The sequence below is a fragment of the Photorhabdus kayaii genome (assembly GCF_025384895.1).
GTDB lineage: Bacteria > Pseudomonadota > Gammaproteobacteria > Enterobacterales > Enterobacteriaceae > Photorhabdus > Photorhabdus kayaii.
This window is the reverse complement of sequence record NZ_JAJAFZ010000150.1, coordinates 1-2,683: the sequence shown is the minus strand read 5'-3', so window position 1 is coordinate 2,683 and position 2,683 is coordinate 1. Positions and strand designations below refer to the sequence as shown.

2 protein-coding genes are annotated in these 2,683 nt (G+C 36.4%); one reads left to right on the top strand and one right to left on the bottom strand.

From position 1 onward, the window contains the following. Nucleotides 1–570: 570 nt before the first annotated feature. Nucleotides 571–1,137, top strand: a complete 567-nt coding sequence (locus tag LGZ98_RS23370) for a hypothetical protein (protein ID WP_262978686.1) — start codon at nucleotides 571–573, stop codon at nucleotides 1,135–1,137. Nucleotides 1,138–1,405: 268 nt separating this feature from the next. Here the strand turns inward: LGZ98_RS23370 and iclR are convergent, their stop codons facing one another. Next, nucleotides 1,406–2,236: a glyoxylate bypass operon transcriptional repressor IclR gene (iclR, locus tag LGZ98_RS23365; RefSeq protein WP_228903203.1), complete on the bottom strand. Its 831-nt coding sequence runs from the start codon at nucleotides 2,234–2,236 to the stop codon at nucleotides 1,406–1,408. Nucleotides 2,237–2,683: the final 447 nt, after the last annotated feature.

Sequence of the window (2,683 nt, the reverse complement as noted above, 5' to 3'; positions counted from 1 at the left end):
TCTATTGTCAACGTTTCAGCCTGATTTTATTGGGAATTGGCGATTGCTGTCAGTAACCGCCATTTTCACCAATAGTTAATATTATTATCCTCATTAAATTATTTCTCTAAATTAAATATAAATTAATCCCTATTTGTTTTTATTGTGTGGGATGTGAATATTTTCAATAAAAATAAACCTGGGATTCTATATGAAATGTATTTCTTATTAGGAAGGAATAATTGGAATGTGAGTTAAAAGTATATATTTAATGATTTCTTTAAGAAATAAAAATAGATCCACTTATTTGTGGAGGTTCTATAATTTTATAGAGTTTGGGAATCAAGGATTTTTAGCCACGGCTAGCGGTTGTAAAAAGAATTGATATTTTTGACTCGTAATTAACTACATGAAAATTCTCATATAACACACATATACCCTATGGATTTCAAGATGCATCGCGACGGCAAGGGAACGAATCCCCGGGAGCATAGATAATTATGTGACCGGGGTGAGTGAGTGCAGCCAACAAAGAGGCAACTTGAAAGATAACGGGTATATAACTTTGCGAAAGTATTTAAGGATATAATAATGGCTAGTGTAATTTTATACGGTGATAAAATCCATATTAAAAATAACTATCTGGGAAATGGTGGTTATCTGGATACTAATGGTTATGCAACCGCGCAAGGCGCGAAATATAACGTATACACGGCTACTTCGCTGACTCGTGCTCCGGGTACCGGTACGAGTACATGGCAAATTTTGTCTGCGAGCGGAAAAGGCGTAGGGGAAGAGATTTACAGTGGTGATATCGTGTTTCTTTTCAATCTTTACCACAATAATGGGGGATATCTCGGTACTAATGGTTATGCGCCATCACCTGAACTTTATAATATTTATACAGCGGATAAAGTCGCACGTCCGATTGAGACCCTGACATGGTACATTTTTTCAGATACAACCAGTGGATATGATGGTAAAGTTCGTGAAAGTGATGTTATCCGTTTTCTGAATGGTTATAATAGCGTACGTGGAGGATTTCTTGATACTTGTTTCAATGCTACTGCTACTGGTGCATTATATAATGTATATACTTCACGTCTTTCTAATCGAGGTAACGGAACAGGTACTTGGAATTTATCAAAAGCGATTTAATCAGGATGATACTCATCGATTAGTGTTCCATTAACTAATTCTTCTATATATAAGAGTCCGGGAATATAATTATTTTTGGATTCTTTATCTCATTTCACATTGATATTATTTCTAAATTAGTCAAATAATTTCGTTGCTATGCTATTCTATTATATTGCCGTTAATATTTTTAGCGGCATGATAAATTAAGTTGAATTTATTAGTTTGAAAAGACAGGGCACGAAAAAATCAATGCCCTGAGAATCATATGATAATTTAAGAAAAAGAATTAACGAATCCCGCCATATTCTTTACTGATCTCTTTTGCTGCCCGGATCACCAAAGCACCAAGTTCAGTGATACGATCATCGGTGATGCGTGAGACTGGGCCGGAAATGGAAATAGCTGCAAAGGCTTGGTGATGTTCATCATAAATACAGGCAGCAATACAGCGCAGACCTAAAGCATGTTCTTCATCATCGAACGAATATCCTTGTTTACGTGCTTGCTCCAGATTTTCTTTTAAATTCGAAGGGGTTGTCTTGGTGTGTTGTGTGTAAGAATGAAGCCCTTTCTTATGCAGTAATTGAACCAGTTGGTTATCTGATAATGTTGAAAGGAATGCTTTACCAGCCCCGGAAGCATGCATAGGCAATTTACCCCCGATAGGGGCGGACATTCTCATCAATGCATTACACTGTACCTGATCGACAATAACCGCTTCATATTCACTGTGATCAAGAATAGCTAAATTCACGGTTTCACCGGAATCCTCCATCAAACGGCGGAGGATCGGGTGAATGAGTGCCAATAAATTTCGGCTCTGTAAGAAACTACTGCCGATAATAAAAGTGTGAGAACCGATAACCCATAATCCTAAATCGCCAATCTGACGGATAAAACCGTGTTGTTGCAAAGTGGTCAAAAGGCGGTGAGTGGTGGAATTTGGTAATCCGGCTTGTTGGGCTAAATCAGTCAGGGCGATACCACCGGGTGACTCGGAAATATATTCCAAAAGAGTCAATCCGCGACTTAATGACTGTACTTGCCCATTAGCAACAGCATTATTCGCCGTAATCTTAGTCTTTTTTGTTTTTTTACTGGTAACGGCAGTGCTCATCGAAATACCCTCTGAATAATAAGATGGAATTCATTTTCATTTCTCATTATGGATGATAAACCTGAAAAACACTCATCCGATGTGTGGAAAGTGCTACCTGCCATTGAGATTTCCTTAAATCTCAATGGCAGGTCTCAAATCATCATGATAGTTAACTCACTATAAATGTACAAGATGATTAAGATGGAAATGGTTTCCTGTCTATGGATATAAAAAAGCGACATTTTTGATGCAGCCAATAAACTTGCTAGTACTTTCTGTGTGTAAATTGGATTCGTCTTATTAAAGTCATCTTCGTAGAATATGAATACTTTTAGGAATTGGCTCATTGTATTAATAGTATTTTAGTGGAAATAATTTATAAATAACATCTCTTAATGATATGTATTAAATAATACCTTGATGAATTTATAGGAAATAGGGTTTTTATCTAACTATTTTTTGATT

Bases quoted from the DNA above. Each gene is read 5' to 3' on its own strand.
- iclR (WP_228903203.1), bottom strand. From the start codon at position 2,236: ATGAGCACTGCCGTTACCAGTAAAAAAACAAAAAAGACTAAGATTACG.
- LGZ98_RS23370 (WP_262978686.1), top strand. From the start codon at position 571: ATGGCTAGTGTAATTTTATACGGTGATAAAATCCATATTAAAAATAAC.